Annotated in this window: 19 protein-coding genes; 9 read left to right on the top strand and 10 right to left on the bottom strand. The window is 54.9% G+C overall.

Annotation, left to right across the window (positions count from 1 at the left end):
• Positions 1–43: 43 nt before the first annotated feature.
• The 6 genes from IEW12_RS03325 to IEW12_RS03350 form a co-directional block, all read right to left on the bottom strand.
• Entirely contained in the window at positions 44–649 is a 606-nt protein-coding gene (locus IEW12_RS03325; RefSeq protein ID WP_229750893.1) for a DUF2867 domain-containing protein, read from the bottom strand.
• A complete protein-coding gene (locus tag IEW12_RS03330; RefSeq protein ID WP_229750894.1) occupies positions 636–1,244 on the bottom strand; it encodes an NUDIX domain-containing protein in 609 nt (202 codons plus the stop codon). The genes IEW12_RS03325 and IEW12_RS03330 overlap by 14 nt, the downstream gene beginning before the upstream one ends.
• Complete coding sequence (locus IEW12_RS03335) at positions 1,225–2,847, bottom strand: amidase (protein ID WP_188564545.1); 1,623 nt, start codon at positions 2,845–2,847, stop codon at positions 1,225–1,227. The genes IEW12_RS03330 and IEW12_RS03335 overlap by 20 nt, the downstream gene beginning before the upstream one ends.
• A gap of 230 nt (positions 2,848–3,077) precedes the next feature.
• Complete coding sequence (locus tag IEW12_RS03340; RefSeq protein WP_188564546.1) at positions 3,078–3,332, bottom strand: hypothetical protein; 255 nt, start codon at positions 3,330–3,332, stop codon at positions 3,078–3,080.
• A gap of 86 nt (positions 3,333–3,418) precedes the next feature.
• Entirely contained in the window at positions 3,419–5,356 is a 1,938-nt protein-coding gene (locus IEW12_RS03345; protein ID WP_188564547.1) for a M61 family metallopeptidase, read from the bottom strand.
• A gap of 162 nt (positions 5,357–5,518) precedes the next feature.
• Positions 5,519–5,731, bottom strand: a complete 213-nt coding sequence (locus IEW12_RS03350) for a DUF3820 family protein (protein WP_188564548.1) — start codon at positions 5,729–5,731, stop codon at positions 5,519–5,521.
• Between the two features lie 632 nt (positions 5,732–6,363).
• Here IEW12_RS03350 and IEW12_RS03355 point away from each other — a divergent pair.
• From IEW12_RS03355 to IEW12_RS03365, 3 genes are all read left to right on the top strand, one after another.
• A complete protein-coding gene (locus IEW12_RS03355) occupies positions 6,364–9,165 on the top strand; it encodes a TonB-dependent receptor (RefSeq protein ID WP_188564549.1) in 2,802 nt (933 codons plus the stop codon).
• A 230-nt stretch (positions 9,166–9,395) separates the two neighbouring features.
• Complete coding sequence (locus tag IEW12_RS03360) at positions 9,396–9,599, top strand: hypothetical protein (RefSeq protein WP_188564550.1); 204 nt, start codon at positions 9,396–9,398, stop codon at positions 9,597–9,599.
• 204 nt (positions 9,600–9,803) lie between these two features.
• Positions 9,804–10,172 (top strand): hypothetical protein, encoded by a 369-nt coding sequence (locus tag IEW12_RS03365; RefSeq protein ID WP_188564551.1) that lies wholly within the window; start codon positions 9,804–9,806, stop codon positions 10,170–10,172.
• A gap of 15 nt (positions 10,173–10,187) precedes the next feature.
• On the opposite strand, the gene IEW12_RS03370 is transcribed toward IEW12_RS03365, so the two are convergent.
• Positions 10,188–11,693, bottom strand: coding sequence for a TolC family protein (locus tag IEW12_RS03370; RefSeq protein ID WP_188564552.1), 1,506 nt, complete (start codon positions 11,691–11,693; stop codon positions 10,188–10,190).
• A 218-nt stretch (positions 11,694–11,911) separates the two neighbouring features.
• On the opposite strand from IEW12_RS03370, the gene IEW12_RS03375 reads away from it, so the two are divergent.
• The 3 genes from IEW12_RS03375 to msrA (IEW12_RS03385) all read left to right on the top strand — a co-directional run bounded on the left by IEW12_RS03375 (position 11,912) and on the right by msrA (IEW12_RS03385) (position 14,147).
• Positions 11,912–12,496, top strand: coding sequence for a hypothetical protein (locus IEW12_RS03375; RefSeq protein ID WP_188564553.1), 585 nt, complete (start codon positions 11,912–11,914; stop codon positions 12,494–12,496).
• A gap of 166 nt (positions 12,497–12,662) precedes the next feature.
• Complete coding sequence (gene msrA, locus IEW12_RS03380) at positions 12,663–13,427, top strand: peptide-methionine (S)-S-oxide reductase MsrA (RefSeq protein WP_371874513.1); 765 nt, start codon at positions 12,663–12,665, stop codon at positions 13,425–13,427.
• 42 nt (positions 13,428–13,469) lie between these two features.
• Entirely contained in the window at positions 13,470–14,147 is a 678-nt protein-coding gene (gene msrA, locus IEW12_RS03385; RefSeq protein ID WP_188564555.1) for a peptide-methionine (S)-S-oxide reductase MsrA, read from the top strand.
• A gap of 14 nt (positions 14,148–14,161) precedes the next feature.
• Here the strand turns inward: msrA (IEW12_RS03385) and IEW12_RS03390 are convergent, their stop codons facing one another.
• A complete protein-coding gene (locus tag IEW12_RS03390) occupies positions 14,162–15,055 on the bottom strand; it encodes a hypothetical protein (protein WP_188564556.1) in 894 nt (297 codons plus the stop codon).
• A 77-nt stretch (positions 15,056–15,132) separates the two neighbouring features.
• On the bottom strand, positions 15,133–15,699 hold the full coding sequence (gene msrB, locus IEW12_RS03395; protein ID WP_188565633.1) for a peptide-methionine (R)-S-oxide reductase MsrB: 567 nt from the start codon (positions 15,697–15,699) through the stop codon (positions 15,133–15,135).
• Between the two features lie 395 nt (positions 15,700–16,094).
• On the opposite strand from msrB, the gene IEW12_RS03400 reads away from it, so the two are divergent.
• The 3 genes from IEW12_RS03400 to IEW12_RS03410 all read left to right on the top strand — a co-directional run bounded on the left by IEW12_RS03400 (position 16,095) and on the right by IEW12_RS03410 (position 18,630).
• A complete protein-coding gene (locus IEW12_RS03400; protein WP_188564557.1) occupies positions 16,095–16,976 on the top strand; it encodes a PEP-CTERM sorting domain-containing protein in 882 nt (293 codons plus the stop codon).
• Positions 16,977–17,170: 194 nt separating this feature from the next.
• The gene (locus tag IEW12_RS03405; protein WP_188564558.1) at positions 17,171–17,881 is read left to right on the top strand and encodes a queuosine precursor transporter; all 711 of its coding nucleotides are present in this window, start codon (positions 17,171–17,173) and stop codon (positions 17,879–17,881) included.
• Positions 17,882–18,273: 392 nt separating this feature from the next.
• The gene (locus IEW12_RS03410) at positions 18,274–18,630 is read left to right on the top strand and encodes a hypothetical protein (RefSeq protein ID WP_188564559.1); all 357 of its coding nucleotides are present in this window, start codon (positions 18,274–18,276) and stop codon (positions 18,628–18,630) included.
• Positions 18,631–18,699: 69 nt separating this feature from the next.
• Here the strand turns inward: IEW12_RS03410 and IEW12_RS03415 are convergent, their stop codons facing one another.
• Positions 18,700–19,608 carry an intradiol ring-cleavage dioxygenase gene (locus IEW12_RS03415; RefSeq protein WP_229750895.1) on the bottom strand — a complete coding sequence of 303 codons (909 nt, stop codon included), beginning with the start codon at positions 19,606–19,608 and terminating at the stop codon, positions 18,700–18,702.
• Positions 19,609–19,794 lie beyond the last annotated feature (186 nt).

The raw sequence follows: 19,794 nt of genomic DNA on the forward strand, positions 1-19,794 counted from the left end.
TGATCGGTCAGCGAAATTACCGCAGTGCAGAAACGGGGAAAATCTAAGAAGAAGAAGAAGAAGAAGAAGAAGAAGAAGAAGAAGAAGAAGAAGAAGAAGAAGAAGAAGTAGTAGTAGGCCAGCCCGCAGTTGCTGCGCGGCGCAGCATGGACTTGACGATCAGCCTATGAAAAGGACTGATAATGAATAAGTAGGTGCGCCCCAAAAGATTATGGCAATGTACTACCGTGGATAAAGTCAGATACGTCGAATCGCCCGATGATGTATTCCTCACCTGAAGCAGCAGCGATAGCCTGAAATCCAGGTGCTTGTCATCTTCGCCCAGCACGATTTCATTCGCGCTGCTTTCATAAATCCGGAATATATAGATGCGCTTGTTGCGCGAGGAACTATCCGCACCCTGCAGTTGCCCTGAGGTCTTGATACCAAATGCCGCCACCAGAATATCGCGCAGCCGCATCAAAGCCCGCATCCAGTCCGCTTGGCCAGCCAGGACATGGCGCGCAAGCAATTCGGGGTCTTTGATACTATTTGCGGGCAGGCGAATTTCGTATGCGTCAGCCAGGTCCGTCTTGGCATAAAATGTCGATATCCGCGACTCTTCAGGTACAGCGACAGATATCACGGATGGCTGTTCACTTCGCATCATACTCCTCGGTTTTCAGGCTCACTGCGGACGCCAGCTTGGCCAGAAAGCGCCCCATGTGCGGGTCACTGCGCTCCAAAGGAACTTCTGAGAACGGAAACCACTTTACCGAATTGAACTCCAACTCATCCGGCCTCAGGTTCTGCTGACGGCTTGCACGCACAACATACCATAGCGATACATCGGTGTGGCCCGCGGTCAAGCCCACCGTTTCTGTGTTGGTGATCATCACTGGCGCAGCAATCGCATGCGGGCTTTCAAAACCCAGCTCTTCCTGCAATTCACGCTGCACGGTCACGCGTGGATGCTCCCCCGGTTCCACATGGCCGCCCGACGGCAGCCACAGCCGCGCATTGCGATGGTCCACCAGCAAGATATGCGCGTCATCGACAACCGCAAAGTACGAGACCAGATGCCTCGGCGGCGTAGCCGGCTTGGCCAGCCGGCATAGCTCCACCACGGAATCCACCCAGGCCAGCGCATCCTCAATATGCGCCTGCTCAAGACTGTCCAGCGGCTTTATCTGCGCGATTTCAGCGCGTATCTGCTGCCGGATACGCGCACCACTACTTACGCCATCAGAGTTGGGAGCCGACATCTGCCCTCGCCTTGAATGCCGGCGCCCGGCGATGCCTGGTAGCCTGCTCAAACGCATAGGCCAGCTTGATCAAAGTGGCTTCGGCGTAAGCACCTGCGACGAATGACACGCCGACAGGCAATCCGGCAACGAAACCGGCCGGTACCGTGATATGCGGATAACCCGCCACCGCGGCCGGTGAAGAAAAACCGTCGCCGGAATGATCGCCGTTCACATAATCAGTCAGCCAGGCCGGGCCTCCGGTCAGCGCAAACAAGGCGTCCAGCTTGTTATCGGCGATAACCTTGTCCAAACCTTCCGCGCGGGAGTATTTGTGGTTGTTGGCAAGTGCGTCCAGATATTCCTTGCTATCCAGCCCGCCCTTGGCTTCCGCACGGATGAATAACTCCTGGTCAAAGTAAGGCATCTCCTTGTCGCGATGCTTTTCATTGAAGGCAATCACATCCTTCAGTGTCTGCACCGGCGCGCCCGTGCCGAATTCGGCCAGGTAGCGATTCAGATCCGCCTTCAGCTCATACAGCAGCACTTCCAGCTCGGAATCGCCGTACTTGTTCATGTTGGGCACTTCCACGTCGATCAGGATCGCGCCCTTGGCCTTCATGACCTCCAGCGCAGCATCAACAGCGGGCTGCAAGCGCAGGTTGCCGCCCATTGCATTGCGAGCGACGCCTATGCGCGCGCCCTTGAGTCCATCCGCATCCAGAAACTTGCTGTAGTCGGCCGCCTTGCCTGAGCTGCCGGCTGTTGCTGCGTCGCGCTGGTCCACGCCTGCCATCGCAGTCAGCATCAACGCGGCATCGGTCACAGTGCGCGTCATCGGTCCTGCCGTATCCTGCGAATGCGCAATCGGGATAATGCCGTCACGGCTGACCAAACCCAGTGTAGGCTTGATGCCGACCAGGCCGCAGATGGATGCCGGCGACGTAATGGACCCATCTGTTTCGGTACCTACGGCGATTGCAGCAAGGCTGGCAGCGATTGCCGCGCCGGAACCGGAACTGGAGCCGCTGGTATTGCGGTCCAGTGCATAGGGATTTTTGGTCTGGCCACCACGCGCGCTCCAGCCGGAAGTGGACCGTGTGGAACGGATATTGGCCCACTCGCTGAGATTGGTCTTGCCAAGGATAACGGCGCCGGCTTCACGCAGCCGGCTTACCAGGAAAGCATCGCGTGGCGCCTTGGCACCGACCAGGGCCAGCGAACCGGCGGTGGTCTGCATCTTGTCGGCCGTGGCGATATTGTCTTTCAATAGTACAGGTATGCCATGCAAAGGACCACGCGGCCCCTTGGCCTTGCGCTCCTTGTCCAACGCATCGGCTATGGAAAGTGCATCGGGATTGAGTTCGATGATGGAGTTGATATGCGGCCCGGCACGGTCGATGGATTTGATGCGTGCCAGATACTGCGTGACCAGCGCTTTTGATGTCAGCTTGCCGGCGCTCATCGCGGCCTGCAGATCGCTCACGCTGGCCTCCACTATTGATGCTGCCTTAGCCGCCTCAGCTGCATTAACCGGCATTGCCAGCGCCTCCCCGGCGACCACCCCACCCGCGCCTGCCGCACCGGCAATCGCGCCCAACTTCATGAAATCCCGACGATCCATTCATTCACTCCTGTTAGTCAAACAAATCCATGTCCGCCGGGGAGTATAGCAGAGGCCATAGTCATCCTGACAGCAGGAGGCAGCCGCCAGTTGGCGAATTGGATGGATTTGTTTCAGCAAATTGTGCGGGATCGCAAATTTGGGGGAAATGATGAATTCCCGCTTTAAGAATAGGAAGAGAATTGCCTGAAAAGGCCGAAAAATATCTGTCTGCGTAACGCGGCTTGAGCTCACATGGAAAAGAGCGCGGCACCCTTCTCATCAAACACAGAGATACAGCGAATGCCATTTTCTTTCATCAGTTGATTAAAGCCGTTGGCGCTGCTGGTACTAGTGCTAGTGATGAGGGGTGCAGGCTCATGCGGTCTCAGCTTGTGAACAACGATCGCCAGCACATCCGCCTCCGCCGGCCTTTGTGCGAGCTGCACATCAAACTCTAAGGGATCGGGAACATGGTCCAGCCTGAACTCTATTCGGTATAGCATAGCAAACGCTCCTCATGCCGATGCAGAACTATAGCTCAGGCCGGGGGCGGCGGCTACCCTGAAACTATTCGGCAACTATTCAGCAGCTATTTCATCGCTTGCAGGATAGATTCCAGCCTGTCCGGCGTGCCGTCCAGCCGCACCAGAACAGGATATTTCAAGCCTTCATGATAATCCAGACGCACAGTACGATAGCGGTCGCCGTTCTTGATGATCAGTTCTATCGCCTCCTTGCTGCCCTTCGCTTCGCTAATGGCAGATTTCAGCAGCTCCGGCTTGTAGCTGCGGCCATTGACGGCCAGCAGGTTGGCGCCGGAAGCGATGCCGGCCTTGAAGGCGATGCCGTCCCAGATCACATTTTCCAGCTTGTTTTCCTTATTCACGGAAAAACCCAGCGAATAGCTGAAATCGCTGGTCTTGCTCCTGTCTTCCACTCCCTTCAGGTATTCCGACGGCTTCTCGGCATAGGCCAGTTTCCAGCCCGAGCGCTTTAGTCCGTCCAGAGGTGCGCCGGGGCCGTTGCCGTCCAGCCGGGCACGCAGGAAAGCCGCCCAGTCAAAGCTTTGAACTCCATTCAGAGTCTGCACCAGTTGCTCAAAGGTGTAGGTTGCCGGAACATGGCTACCGTTTTCTATGCCAAAAAAAGCGCGGGCAAAATCATTCAGCGAGCGCTTGTCGTTGGATAGCTCGCGGAGCTTGCTATCCACATCCAGCCAGACCAGCAAGCCTTCCGAATAAAAATCCCGCGACCTCTGCCAGGACGGCCAGCTTTGATAAGCCCGGCCATTAAGCGAAGGCTCGTTGGTCGTATCCTGCAGCGAACGCCAGCTGCGGCCATTGCGCTGATCCAGCGTGGCAGCTGTGGCGGCGATCGCATCGCGCACTTGCGGCAGGCTCATCAAGCCGGAACGGGCCGCCAGCACATAGCCCCAATACTGGGTCTGCCCCTCATAGACCCAGAGCAAACTGTCTTGCATGGGTACGTTGAAGTTGGGGGTGGCCAGATCTGCCGGACGGCGGAATTTGCCATTCCATGAATGCGTGTACTCATGCGCCAGCAAATCGCGCCCCACCTGCGACTTGCTCCAGTCATTGAAATATCCGGGCCTGACGCCGTTCTCGCTGGACTGATGATGTTCCAGGCCTATGCCGCTGAATTCATCGCTCAGCGCAAGCAGGAAATCATAGCGTTTATAGTGCTGGGAACCGAATAATTTATAGGCCTGCTTCACCAGCGCTTTGTGCGCATCGATCTGTTCAGGTTTTGCATCCAGGTTTTCCGGCCTGTCGGCCACCAGGTTCAGGTACACCGGCACCTTGGCGCCAGGGTCCAGGTCTATGCGCCTGAAATACTTGCCGGCAAAGACAGGAGAATCGACAAGATCGTCAAAATTGATGGTTTTTAAGCGCACCTCGCCGCCCTTTTGCTCGGCCTGGTCCAGCGCCGTTCCCAATTGCCAGCCCTGCGGCAAAGTCAGGTTGGCCTGCACCGTGATATTGCGCGCAAAATATCCCGCCGGATACAGCGCGACGGTGTTCCATTGGACACCAACGATTTCATTCGTGGAAGTGATGCGCCCCTGTTCCTTTTCCAGCGGCGACAAAAACTGGAACTCCGCCTCCAGCACACTGACGCCAGCCGGAATCTCCACATGGAAGGCATTGATGTCTACCGTATCCCTTTGCCACTCCAGGCTGCGGCCATTGCCGGACAGCTTAAGGCCCGCCATTTTATTCAAGGGGCCGGTAGGTGCATGCGTTCCTGGCAGCCATTTTGGATAGAGCAAAGTCAGCTTACCGGGTTTGACCGGGATGCTTTCCCGCACCTGGAAAATTTTTTGGTCCAGATTTGTCGCATCCACCTTCAGCACTATCGTGCCGGGGTACACCTGATCTACTGGCTCCGGGATCGTGTAAGCCGATGCGGATACCGAAATGGCAAGGCTCAGTGTCGCCGATACGGCAAGGCAAACAGAGGAAAGGCGCAGCGCGGGCGAGCGTGTCGCCGACAAGGAGTGTCTCATGGAATATGTTTTTTCAGGTTGGATAAAACTGAACCGGGCCAACTTGGACCGATAAGCCAACCGGGTTAGGTTGGCTTATGGAAATTAATTATATCGCAATCATCTCGTTCACATTGGCAGACAAAACCTGGGGCTACGCTGTACCGCCCTTGCACGACTGCGCTAGCGACCCCTCAACGGATCCAGCAAGGAACGCAGGTTGTTATGGTCCAGCTCATACATCAACGCAAGTAAGGCCCCCAACTCTCCCTTGGGAAAGCCTTCACGCGCGAACCAGCCAAGATAATGCCCAGGCAGGTCAGCCAGTACGCGATCCTTGTATTTGCCATAAGGCATGGTGCGAGTGAGCAGCAATTGCAGGTGTTCCGGATTCATTGTTGCATGGACCTTCATCGGTGTTTAAAGCGGACGCGCAACCGGCTCGCAAAAAAACAGCAAGCGGTTCACGCATCAATCTGGATGTGGGGAGCATAAAAGGAGCAAACCAGTTCAGCCCGAAGCATATATCCGGAAGGTAAAACAAGGCTAGCGGTAAGCAAGCTATAAGCAAGGACGCGCCACAAATACGTGGCGGAGCATCCATAGCGCATGCAAATGCGCTGGAACTAGCCTCAGACTATGTATCGCAATGTATCTGACACATCTCCCATCTTTACGGTTTTTGTTTTGAGATCCTCTTTTTCAAAATTATTAAAAAGTGTTAATTTTCATCACTTTTTACGTACTTTTTTGGGGAAAACGCGTCCAAAACAGGGCAAAAGTGTTGTTTTAATTTGCAAGCCCATGCCAATTATTGACAGTCGCATCGCTTGAATGGTCATATGCTTGTCATGAAATTGTTACAGTTGAATACAAAAATAATGAATTCTGTTACTCAACATTACATTTCATAGGGAAAGCCACAAGCGTCGCTAAATGCCTCAAACGACAAGAGCCAGGGATATCCACACCGAGGCCCACGTTTTTGACATTTAGACTTTTTCACATTTTTCAATACAGGAATTGGCATGTTCAAAAAGACAATTTTGTCTCGATCACTACACCTGATGTTCACAGGCGGCGTGGCAGTTGGCATTGGTTTTGCGACACAAGCAGCGTTGGCACAATCCGCCGACGGCGTTCAGCGCGTTGAGATTACCGGTTCCAACATCAAGCGGGCACAATCGGAAACGGCGTCGCCGGTACAAGTGATTACCCGCGCAGACCTGGATAAATCGGGCAAATCAACCGTTGCAGAGTATCTGCAAACCCTGACAGCAGACGGTGCGGGCTCCCTGCCAACCGGCTTCGGCAATGGTTTTGCAGCAGGCTCCACCGCGATCTCCTTGCGCGGCCTGGGTGCGACATCGACACTGGTACTGCTTAATGGACGCCGCATGGCCTCCTTCGGCCGCGCGGACGATGGACAAAAAACCTTCACCGACATCAGTACCATCCCTATGGAACTGGTGGAACGTATTGAAATCTTGAAAGACGGCGCCTCTTCCGTGTATGGAGCGGATGCGATCGCCGGTGTGGTCAACATCATCCTGACCAAGGATTTCGTTGGTACCGTCATCAAAGGCAACGTGGGCACTTCCCGCTATAGCGACGACAATCAGAAAAAAGTTTCGCTGACCTACGGTTTCGGCAAGCTGGATCAAGACCGCTACAACGTGATCCTGAATGCTGAGTACTCGAAGAGCGACGAATTGCTGAACAAGGACCGCGCCGACCGCGCCTATATCGGTCACGGCGACTTGCGTCCATGGGGCTATCCGCTGGCGACGCAGTTTGCCTCCGGCTACATCACCGGCAATAATGCCGCTGCCGCCAGCCCGGCCGGCGCAATCCGCAATCCGACCACTCTGGACTACGTCACACTGCCAGGCTGCTCCACCTTGTCCACCGCGTCACCGCAAGATCCAAAAGGCGGCTGCCTGTGGTATCAGGATCAGTTCCGTTCCATGCAGCCAAAGATCGAATCGACCAACCTGTTCGGCCGCGGCACTTTCCAGATCAATTCCGATTGGCAAGCCTATGCAGAGGCAGGCTACTCCAAGCGTGATACTTCGTTCCATCTGACGCCACCGTCAATCACGCCTACCGTTGCCTTTCCACCAAATGCGACCAACCCTACCGGCGTGATCAACTACGGCTCCGGCGCAGGCACAACGATCGTACTGGCTGCGACACATCCGCAAAATCCTTATGGCGTGCCTGTTCGCGTGCGCTATGCCGCATTTGACATCGGCGCGCAGGAACGCCAGGCAAACAACGAGTTCAATCGCTTTGTTGTCGGCGTCAAGGGTAGCGCAATGGGCTGGGACATCGATACAGGCTATTTGCACTCCGAAACAAAACTGCATTTGGACTACAGCGCCGCATTGAACATGGCAGTCGTGAAAGCAGCGTTGGGCGATCCTACCAGCCCTTACTTCCCTTACTACATCGGCGCCCAGGCAAACAAAAACCCGGCTTCCCTGTATGCTGCAATGACACGCCATATCACTTCCGACTCCACAACCAAGATGGACAGTGTGGACGTCAAGGCATCGCGTGAATTCTTCGCGCTGCCAGGCGGTAACCTGGGTGTGGCGATCGGCGGCGAATACCGCAAAGAGTCTCTCGACAATCCATCGTTGAGCGGCACTGCCGACGGCTCCGTCAACTCCAGCTATGTGGCAGCCAAGGGCGACACCAAGGTATATGCGTTCTACACTGAAGTTGCAGCCCCTGTGCTGAAAACCGTTGAATTGTCCGGCGCTATCCGTTACGACAAATACGACAATTTCAATTCCACTACACCGAAGCTGGGCATCAAGTGGACACCGGTCAGGGAATTTGCAGTACGCGGCACCTACTCGGAAGGCTTCCGCGCTCCAGGACCTGCAGAATCCGGCGCAGCCAGCCAAAGTACAGGTACGGCAACCGTTCGTGATCCTGTGCGCTGCCCTAACGGCACACCATTGCCGGGCGCATCCACCAATGACTGCTCGGCCTCCGTCGCTGCTGTCAAAGTGGGTGATCCTAGCCTGCAACCGGAAAAATCCAAAGGCTACACTCTGGGCATGATCTGGGATCCATTGGACGGCACCAGCCTGGCAATCGATGCATGGAAGATCAAGCGTAGCAATGAGATCAATCCCCTGCCATACAACGAAGCGGCAGCCTTACCGACAGCGATCCGCTCAGATAACAATCTGACGATCAATGGCGTGGTCGTACCTAACACAGGTACTTTGCTGATCTCCAAAGCGCCTTACCGTAACTCCAGCTTCACGGAAATCAAAGGTGTCGATTTCGACGTGAAGCAGCGCCTCAGCCTGGGTGAATACGGCAAGCTGACAGCAGCATTGACCTGGACACATATCATCTCCTGGCTGCGCGCAGAAAATGCAACAACCCGGTATGAATTTGCCGGTACGCACGGTAACTGCGATACGTCCAACTGCGCTGGTACGCCAAAAGACAAGGCTAACCTGACAGTCTCCTGGGACAAGGCAGTATGGAACGTTACTGGTACTGTCAACTATCGCGGCGACATGAAGAACGTGCTGTTCAAAGGCGATCTGTGCGCTTCGGCATTGGCTAACGGCGGCCCTGCACCAAATGCTGATTGCCGTCTGGCTTCGTTCACCACGCTGGATCTGTCCTTCCGCTGGCAAGCAATGAAGAACCTGCAAGTCTTCGGTTCTGTTGCCAACGTATTCGACAAGATAGCACCGCTGGACCCGCTGACTTACGGCGGCGAAAGCTACAACCCTATGGATGCTAGCGGTGCAATCGGCCGTTACTTCAAAATCGGTGCCCGCTATCAGTTCAACTAAGGGCTTAGGCGCTTAAACAGAGCGCAAATAGCATTAATGAGTTAACGAAAAGTTAACCGAGAAGCAGTACTTGGGGGCGATGAGCAATCATCGCCCTTTTTTCATGGCCTTAAAACCAAGGATATGAACTCAAAAGCATCCCCATGCCCGCGATAAAAGCTGGCGATAGCGCCCCGCTTCAATTATCCTTCGCTTGCGCCTTGCGGTAAGGCGGACAACAAGGAATAAGCATGGCAAAGAAGAAAGAAGAGCTGGACGAAGAAACCCTGGAACTGATCAAATGGTGTATCGAGGTAGAAGGCTACCTGGTTGCGGGCGGCGCCACAGTAGAACAGGCACAAGAGCATATTGAAGAACAGGTTGAGTGGTTTACCGACCAGTTTTACGAAGGATTGACCCCGGAAGAAGCTGCCAAGGAAGCACTCAGCGACTGACGGCGGGAAGCCAGGCTAGCGTGACGGCCTGGTAATGCTTTTGCAATCTGGCAATACATCAATATATTCAGCCTGAGACAGACGGGTATATGCATCAGACTTGTCCTACAAACCGCTACGCCGTATTCCTGTTCTGCAATCAATGAACTACCGGTAAGATATCCAGAGGCGGTCTGTAAGCCGCCCGGTACTCATGGAGGTTGCATGCAAGATCCACCAAAAGTCTTTTGGCCGGACAAGAGTCAGTTTGCAGGAGATTTCAAGGACCGGCGCAGCGGGCATAAGAACAGGCACCCGCCGCTGGTCGCGGACGAACGCAAAGAGCGAAGGTTTGATAATTCCATCCACTCAGAGGCGAAAAATCATATTCGCCTGGGAAAACCCAAGGCCAGTTTTTCAGCGGAAGAATTGGAAAGGCAATGCGAAGCGCTCGCAGCCCAGTCTGTCGCGGCACCCGAGATTCTGGCGCAGCATGCCAAGCACAACGGGGTTTCCAGCATGACTCCCATCAGCCTGAGCAAGGAAGTGATAGACAGCGTGACAGAAGAAATCGGCAGCCCGCCCTGGGATTAGCCTGCAGCACTTAGTTCAACGTACCGCCCACAGCCCCAAAGTCCCCAACGCAGCCGCCAATTGTATCCGCGCATTTTGCCAACCGGCCAATGCGAGGGTGCGCTGCTGATGCGCATTCGCCAGCGCGGTCTGGGTGTTGATCAATTCAACAATATCCGCCACTCCCACCTTATAGCGCCCTACCGCCGCTTCAAATGCCGATTGCGCACTGTCCAGGATTTCCTGCGTGGTCTGCAAGTTGTCGGTATTGACCTTCAACTCCTGGTAATGGGTCCATACATTGGCCGCCACCTGCTGCTCGGTATCGGCCAGGCTGGCCTGCTTGGATTCCACCTGGGCTTGTGCCGCCCTGACTTTATACGTGCGTGAAAAGCCCTCAAAGACAGGAATATTCAGTTGCAGCCCTATATACCTGTCGCGGTTGACGGAGCCGACATAGATCTGGCCGAAGCCTGAGCTGGTGGGCTGGGTATTGTAATTTTCGCGTACGATCAGGCTCAGCGAAGGCCGTCCTTCTGCACTGACCGCTTTCACATTGGACTGGGTCGCCTCCAGATCGGCGCGCGCCGCCAGCAGCGACGGATGGCCTTGCTGCGCAATCTCCAGCAGCTTATCCACCGATTGCACAAAATCGGTATTGCGCAAGCCGCCGGCATCATGCTCGGCCAGTTCGTAGACCGCATTCGGACGGCGACCCATATCTATCGCCAGTATGCCCAAAGCAGACTGCCTCGCTCCTTCGGCTTTATTGCGGTTGTAGACCGCCTGCGAGTAGGAAGTTTGCGCCTGCAACTGGTCGCTGATGGGGACGACGCCGACACCGACCCGGAATTTGGCCGCATCCAGCACGCGCTTGGCGTCCGCCTCAATCTCGCGCGTGGATAGTGCATTCTTTTGCGCGACCAGCGCATTGTAATAATCATTGACGGTGTTGGAAAATACCGTCTGCAAGGCCGTATTCTGGCTGGCCAGCGCCGAGGCCAGCGTCTTCTTCGCAGCTTCCAGAGCGGCACTGCGCAGGCCGAAGTCATACAGCATCCAGTTCAATGTCAGCGTATCGTTCTGGTATTCACTATTGGAATCAACATTAAACGGTGTCGAGCCTGAACCGCGGCTGCTGGATGTATCCTTGACCGCAATCGCGCTTGCAGTCAACGTCGGCAGGTAGGCCGATTTGGCTACGCCGACCTGCGCCGCCTGCAGTCGCACCGTCGCCCATGCTGCCTTGGTCCTGGGGTTATTGCACAGTGAGCTGACTACAACATCCATCAGGGACAGTGCCGTTTTTTGCTCGCTGCTGCAAGCCGCTGTGGAGGGATCCAGCATCGAGGAAGTCGCACCGGCGGTAGCACCTTCGGTGTTGAAAATGTCCCATTGCTCCAGATCCAGGCCAAAGCATGCCGGCGCCCCTGTCAGCAGGCCGGCCAGCATCAATGCTTGTGCATGACGCAAGCCTGTCTGGCGTTTGCGGGTGCCGGCGGCGGTATTCATAGCTGAGCGTAGGGAAATTATTTTTTTCATAAAATCTGCGTGGCATTTATATCAACAGCATGCGAGACGCCCGTCATTGTTCAAGCCTGTATCAGTTATCAAACCAAGCAAGCCAAACCGAGGGAGCAGCGCGACCTGAAGTATAACAGGCGAGCAACAATTCCAAAGCGGGGAATAAGGCCGGATTCCAGCGGATAGGCGCTACAATACGCCCTTTTAAAGCATGAACAGACCGAGAAGGCATTTCCATGAGCTCTACTCCTCCAGACTACATGCTGCCGGTGGGCATGATGGGCAACGTGGACCCTGGCAGCCCCGCTGCACAGGCGCTGGAAACCATCGCCATCCGCAAACATGGCGCAACGGGCTGGGAGCCCTTTCACTATGAAAAGATCTCTGCCACCGAATATGAAGTGACCGGAGGCATAGCGCTGGTCCTGACTGGCGGCTTGCGAAAATGGCCAGAACCGCATACCGGCGTTGTCGTCACGGCACAGGAGATCGCCGCCGAGCTGAGCCTGCGCCAGATTCCTGCTGAACCTGAAGCGCTTCCCGCTGAAGAATTCTCAGCCAATCCTGCGCCGACGGCGCAAGTGCAAGGAATTAGCACTCCTGCAGCATCCAGGTATCTGACGGTGGTGCTGCAACTACCGGAAGACAAGGAAGGCCGCCTGCGCCTGATCGACACTTTCAGTGTTGACAACAACTTCTTCGGCGCAGCCGTTGTGGCAACTTCAATGGACAATGAAATCGCGGTCAATCAATCGCTGGCTACGCACTGTTCGCCCGAAGATATCAACGCTGCCAGGCAAAACGCGCACTCATTGGCCTGACTCTGCGTCTTGACCAACCCGAACAGCACGCTCCGCTTTGCGCTGCCTGTAAGGATACTCCCCTAGCCTCGACTAAATAGCAGAACCTCAGCGATGCATTTGCCCATCGGCGGCAAGCATCTCCTGTTAGGTGTACGCTAGTCAATCAACCGGGAGTTCCACCATGATGAAAAGCAAAGTGCCAGCAAATGAGCATCCCCTGGGCAAAGCCAGCATAGGCATGCTCGCAGTTACGCTGGCTGCGGCCGCGATCGTCTATACCATGGGCACGGCCAAGGCTGAGGAAGCGCTTATTATTCCGCCGCCCTCCCCTGCCGTCACCGCGGGTCTGGCTGCAGGCACGGCAATCCAGGAGACTGCGGTATTTGCCGGCGGCTGTTTCTGGGGCATACAAGGCGTATTCCAGCATACCAAGGGAGTCGCCAATGCGGTATCAGGCTATGCCGGCGGCTCCAAGGAAAATGCGGATTATGACCGGGTCAGTTCCGGCACGACCGGCCATGCAGAATCGGTACAAGTCACCTATGATCCCCAGCAAATTTCCTACGGCAAGCTATTGCAGATCTATTTTTCTGTCGCCCATGATCCCACGCAATTGAATCGGCAATATCCCGACTCCGGCACCCAGTACCGCTCCGCGATTTTTTACAAGAATGCGAACCAGAAGCAGATTGCTGAACGCTATATCGCCCAATTGGAGGGCACGCATTTGTACAAGGCAAAAATTGTCACGCAACTGAGCCCGCTCAGCGCATTTTATGCAGCGGAAAAATACCACCAGGACTATGCGACCCTGCATCCGGAATCAGGCTACATTGCCCGCTTCGACCTGCCCAAGATTGCCAACCTGAAGAAGCTGTATCCAGATGTGTATCGCGAAACTCCGGTGCTGGTAGCAGCGCAGGCGGGCAACATGGCAAAGGCAAGGTAAGGCACCGGCCTAAAATAAATGGACAAGCATAAGGAATAAACAATGCTAGGAAAAATGCTTTCAGGGATAGGTGCCTTCAAGCAGCGCATGCCGCAGGCCAAAGACACGCTGCCGGGGCGAGACACTCCGCTAGTGATTCGCAACAGGCATTCCGTGCATGGACGGCCGCTGCAGGGCAACTTCCCCGGGCTGTCGCACATACAGTTCGGCATGGGTTGCTTCTGGGGCGTGGAAAAGCTGTTCTGGAATACTCCCGGCGTGATGACCACTGCGGCAGGCTACAGCGGCGGCGTGACCCCTAACCCGACCTACCGCGAAGTCTGTTCCGGCCAGACCGGGCACGCTGAGACGGTGCTGGTCGTGTTTGACCCGGCGGTATGCTCGCTGGAAAGCCTGCTGCAGACCTTCTGGGAAAACCACGATCCCACTCAGGGCATGCGCCAGGGGAATGATATGGGCACCCAGTACCGCTCCGCGATCTACGCCGCCGATGCACAGCAATTGACGGCAGCAGAAGCCAGCCGCACCCTGTTTCAAAAGCAGCTCAGCCAACAGGGCTTCGGCAGGATCACTACGGAAATCCGCCCAGAACCCAATTTCTACTACGCCGAAGACGAGCATCAGCAATACCTGGCCAAGCATCCCAACGGCTATTGCGGGCTGGCCGGAACCGGCGTTAGCTGCCCTATCGGCGTCGTGGGAATGCCAGCCGCCAGCTAAGACCCCTGGAACTGCTACGGCCTGGATTGGCTGTCAAATTTCCTGACCAAGATATCAGGCTCATCTACATAGAGCATCAGATAGGGAGTTGGTTTGCAACGCAGTTTGAAATACTCCATATCCGGCATGTTCTCAGTATCCAGCATCAACACAAGATTAGCGGCGTCTATCGGGGTAGCAGTCATGATGTCAGCAGACGAGCGTCTATTGCGCAGGCACCATACTCGCTGGGGCACGTCGATTTTCTCTGCATGCAAAATGCAGGCGTTCGGGATATCGGCAAGAAATCGGCTTCCTATGCGCAGATGTAAATGATCTTCAGTCAGCGTATGGCAACTGGCACTGACCAGGTAACGATCAGCAATAACCCATATCATAGAAAAACAGCTGACCGCCAGGACAATGATATGGATGAGAGTCCTTTTTGCGGGGTCTGGCTGCAACAGGCCTGCCAGCCAGGCGGACACCGGAATATCGCTTGCACACGCCAATAATGCAAATATCAACACCAGCCGATAGTTCCCGTTCCGGTAATACAGCGGCAGGCCCGGCATTGGGGTGAGTTCGCGGTTTGCGGGTCGCCGGCGAAACAGCCAATGAAAGAAAGCGCTCCACATGGTGCGTTCAAATTTAATCGCCGCAGGTATTAGCGCAGGCAGGAATACAACAAAGCATGCAAATCGTCCACCACCCTGATATCTGATCGCTTGAAAATTCTTCCAGGTCTGCGACCATTCACCCACATACTTGGCAAGCAAAACCGTAGTAATGAAAATGGCGGCCAGCGGCAAAGACGACCATGCCGACAACCAATGACGCAGCATCAATATCAATATAATTGCCGTGCCCGTTTGCAGCCATGTGAACCGGCTCAATTGATGGATGAATTTATCCAGATATCCTTGCACAGCATCTCCGGTGAAATGAAAAATCGTCCAATGTCATGATGTTTTCATTTTAAGCTTTTCCGGTCGCGCTGTTTCATTTATGTCATCTTTCCCTTGCTATCGTACACAGGCAACGTGATCTTGCTTTGTCTCGGCATGTCGGCGCCTGCTGCGAAATTCATCGCAATGCCGTTCATGCAGTAGCGCAGCCCGGTAGGCTTGGGGCCGTCTTCAAAAACGTGGCCTAGGTGTCCACCGCAGCGGCGGCACAATACTTCATCCCTGACCATGCCCAGCGTAATATCGCGCTTCTTTAGTACCGCGTTTTCCAGTGGCGCCCAGAAACTGGGCCAGCCGGTGCCGCTATCGAATTTTGTGCGCGATGAAAACAAGGGCAAGGCGCAACCGGCACAGGAAAATATGCCTGCCCTCTTTTCATGGTCCAGCGGACTGGAAAAAGGATACTCAGTCCCTGCCTTGCGTAATACCGAGTACTGTGTTGGCGTCAACAGCTTGCGCCACTCCGCGTCGCTGTGCGTCACCTCATAAACAGCATCCGTGCTTTGCGCTGCGTTTGCCGATGCGCCAAACAACAAGCCGCGCAATGCCGCAACCCCGCCGGCCACTGCCGCCAAACTCAAGAACGTCCTGCGCTGCCTGCTCATCATGCCTGCCTCCGGATTGTCATACAGTTCAACTCGCTCAAATTCAAATCCCATGCTGCTTGGTCGTCCGTTGCCGGAATTTCTTACATCCGCGCCATATCTTTTACAGATTTCTTTGCGATTACATAGTCAATATTTAACAGAATAGGGAAAGCCCTGCTTCAAACCATTGTGAAAACAATCAACTCTATTGATAAGACACTATTTTTCGCGTCTGAAAGTGTCGGCATGTTTTACACCTATTGCATCAATACAATATAAAACATTATAAGCATATGATTTATATGGATATTTTCATGTGGCACTCTTATTGCTGTAAGGTTGACAGAGGGTAATGTCATTGCGGTGAAATCGCAGTGAGGCCACCCTCACGTCAAAATTCGGTGGAGACAAAAATGAAAAATCTGATCACTGCAACTGCATTGGCTATCGCGGCACTTTCAACAATACCGGCGCAAGCCTCACCGCTGGCGATTACTTTTGGCGGACAGGTCGCGACTGATGGCTCAGGTCTCACCAGCTCCAGAATTAACGCCAATAATATGCCGACAACCGCGAGCGGCTATTTTGTGGAGACCTTCGATTCCGCCACACGCAATACGGACTTCCCTGCAGGCCCTAGCTTTTATGCGGGGCAGAATGCGGACGGCGGCAATGCAACGGCCCCGAATATCGGCATCCAGCAAAACCACGGCTGCGCCATCAATTCCATAGGCGGTGGCGTTGCAGTCACGGTCACGCAAGGCAGCTTTGCGGTACAGACCGGCAATACCTCATCCGGCGCCAATCCCGCCGGTGACAATACCTGTTACGGCTTCGGCCCCGGCCCTGAGCCCCGCGTTGCCGGCACCAATGCGCAGATACTGGTGGACTACAATAACTTCCTCGCTCCCGGCGTAAAAATTTCCTACCTGGGCCTGTACTACGGCTCTATCGATACTTACAACGACCTGATTTTTTATACCGGCAATGTGTCCATAGGCTTTACCGAAATCGGCTCCCTGACCGGCACCCAAGTGCTCGCTGCCGCCAGCGGCAACTCCGGCAACCAGACTCAACCTGGCTCCAATGTGTATGTAAATCTTGATTTTGCGGCAGACCAGCAATTCACCGCCTTTGCATTCAGGACCACAGGGATCGCCTTTGAAGTAGACAACATCGTGGTCGGTCTTTCCAACCGCAGCGATGTACCGGAACCTGCATCACTCACGCTGCTCGGCATAGGCCTGGCGGGATTGGCTACGGCACGTAAGCGCAAAAACAAGCATAACAAATAAGCATAAAAATTTAAGCTTCTCAGTGTCGTACTTTACCCCGCTGCGGCGGGGTTTTTATTGGGTGTTGCTTCGGCAAGGTACGGTCAGAATTCCTGTTGCGCAGCTACACCGGAAGAAATGAATTCTATGGGCACGCTTTCTGCGTTTACAATAAAATCACCACTCTCTCATTGCCCGGCTAACAAATCACCGATATGACGCGTCCCATCGCCCAGTATAAATACTATGATTTCGTCATGGCCGCTTTTGTCGCGGTGCTGCTGTGCTCCAACCTGATTGGTGCAGCCAAGGCAGCGCAGGTCACCTTGCCCTTATTCGGCACAGTCACTTTCGGTGCCGGCGTATTGTTCTTCCCCATCTCGTATATTTTTGGTGACATCCTTACCGAAGTGTATGGCTACGGGCGTGACAGGCGGGTGATCTGGGCTGGCTTCGGGGCGATGGCATTTGCAGCCTTGATGTCGGTAGTGGTACTGGCGCTGACGCCGGCAGCGGATCCCTTCAATAGCGAATACCAGACCCATCTGAAAGCCGTATTTGGAAACACACCGCGCATCATCTTCGGCTCCATGATTGCGTTCTGGTGCGGCAGCTTCGTCAACAGCTATGTAATGGCGAAAATGAAAGTGGCGATGGAAGGCCGCAAGCTATGGGCGCGTGTGGTCGGCTCTACAGTCTGCGGCGAGCTGGTGGATTCCAGCCTGTTCTATGTGATCGCCTTCTACGGCATCTGGCCCGACCATCAGTTACTGATCGTGATACTCGCGCAGTACGTGTTAAAAACCGGCTGGGAAATTGTGATGACGCCGGTGACTTACCGTATCGTGGCGTTCTTGAAGCGTATGGAGAATGAAGATTATTACGACCGGGATACCAACTTCAATCCCTTCAAACTGAAGACCTGAGGAACTGAAGAGCTTGCTGTCCCAATGACCGCAGCAGCTCCGTCGCCGCGCCGCTGAAATTTAAGCTGGACTTATTTAAGCCAGAACACAAAGAAGTGCCCGCAGCCGCGGCATCTGAAATAGCGGCTGAAGCCCAGGATTTTCATCCAGATTGTGCGACGGAGCCGGCGCAGATCGCCTGACCCGCATCGTGGACAATCACTCATACCCTACCTTGTCAATGCATATTGAATGGCGAAAGTTTACCTCGCATAGCCATAAGTTGCAATATGGAAATATTAACTAAACAAAATAATTAGCCCCAATCCCCGGCCACCAGCCCGGCAGTCTTGCTAGTCCAGCACTTGCCGCGTACCATGGCGCCCATCAGGATTCTTTTTTCAGGAAGCAGCATGAACAATAGTTTGACCATCGACGAGCTAGACGCGCTACAGCAAATCAGCACTTTGCCAAAACAGGGACGGGCTTCGGCCTGTGTCGCCAGGAACGCCAAACGCCTGGCCGGACTGAAATTCATCGCCTATGAGAGGGATGGCCGTCTCAGCATTACCGACAAAGGCAAGGAAACACTGTTTATCAAGAATTGCATAGACGGACTGCGCGCGATCTCGGCAGACCCACTGGCTCCTTTGAGCCATGACGTTGCTAACTTCCTTGGCAAGAAAGGCCATATCGTGCCCCGCGCCGAGGGCGGCTTTGACATCACCACTCGCGGCAGCGAAAGTCTGGCCGATATAGAAGCGCACTAAAAGCAAGCCCCAAGCTAATTCACCGGCAGAGCCCTGTCCCACAACAGGCCGGGCCTGCACTCACCAGTTTCAGCTTTTTACATTCCCAGGTACCAGCGCTGCAATACGCTCCTCTTCGGTCGCAAAGCCGTGAGGATGCGGTCCCCGCATTTTCATCTCACCCTTAGCCCCCATTGGGCCGCCCGGAGGCGGGCTTGGCGGACGTCCGGCAAAATCATGCGGCATCCCTGGCGGCGGCCCCTCTCCTGGCGCCGGCGGCCGGTCTATTACCGGATTGGCAGCCTTGTCCACCACTGCCGACAAGCTCGCAACATACTTCCCCGCGCCTTCGCGCACTGCGCCGATGACGCTGCTACCGGCCATCAAGGCGATGCCGTCATTACTATTGAGGGTTTCGCGCACTCTGCTGCGTTGATAATCCGGTAGCCTGGTATATAAGAATTCGCTCAAGGCGTCCGGCAGGAAAAATTGCGTGGTCAACATGGTCCGGCTGCCGTCTGCGCTCATTACCTTGAAATGGATATGGGTCGTCCGCCCTTCATACCAGCCGGGATAGATGGAGCGGAAAGCAGCGATGCCTTGTACATCCGTAGCCAAGCTGCCGCGCAGGAAAGTCGCGCCTTTGGTGCTGACGGAACGCCCGTCACCCTGCCCTGCATAGCCAGAATAGACGCCCTCTGCATTGCAATGCCAGACATCGACCCGCATTCCCTTCAAAGGGATGCCAGCCTGATCCAGCACGGTGAGCCTGATTTCCAGCGGCACGCCGTGCAGCCCTTCGGTGATATCGGCGCGTACTTGCCTGGCATCGAAGTAGTAAGGCCCTTCTGTTGTTTGTGCCGTCAACGGCAGGGCCGCTGGGGCACCCTTGCCCACAGCACGTGCCTCAGCTGCGGACAGGACTGCAACGCCCGCTCCCGCGATGCCGGAAACCAGCACGCGGCGGCGGCTGGCTTGTATATTCTTATTGTCGTTCAAACCCTGCTCCCCAAAAATGAGCCTCTACTATAGCTTGCAGATGTTTCGCATCTGTTGCTATAAGGTTATGAAAATGTAAAGCCGGGTAAAGACGAGGAACTCGGAGGCGGCACCGTCAACAGCACGCTGCAAGGACAGAATGGCGAGCCGGAAGGAACCGGCATGAGAACGGATTTTTCGCGGGCA

This window comes from Parundibacterium terreum (assembly GCF_014636315.1).
Lineage (GTDB): Bacteria > Pseudomonadota > Gammaproteobacteria > Burkholderiales > Burkholderiaceae_D > Undibacterium > Undibacterium terreum.